This is a genomic window from Pseudomonas sp. HY13-MNA-CIBAN-0226 (assembly GCF_040310305.1).
Lineage (GTDB): Bacteria > Pseudomonadota > Gammaproteobacteria > Pseudomonadales > Pseudomonadaceae > Aquipseudomonas > Aquipseudomonas gregormendelii.
Genome location: NZ_JBEOPS010000476.1, coordinates 1 through 250, shown reverse-complemented (window position 1 = coordinate 250; position 250 = coordinate 1). Strand labels below are relative to the sequence as shown.

The window sequence follows — 250 nt, the reverse complement described above, 5'->3', positions numbered from 1 at the left end:
CCATGTATGGGCTGATATCATATCCTTGCTCATTTAGATGCGCATGCAGACGCTCAAAGCCGTAGCGCTCCTTTGTTTCACTGTGTGCCGCTTTGATTAGTAGCTCAGACTGGTTACGATGTATCTGCTGAGCGCTGATGTCACGACCCAGCCAGTCGTAGTAACTTGAGGGTCTAATATGTAGTACACGGCACATGCTACTGATGCGAAAGAGTTGCTGGTTGTCTTTAACAAAGGCGTACTTTACTAG

General features: G+C 47.2%; 1 pseudogene. It reads right to left on the bottom strand.

The features are described from left to right. A pseudogene (locus tag AAEZ05_RS29575) lies at window positions 1-250 on the bottom strand (IS3-like element ISPar1 family transposase); the annotation flags it as partial.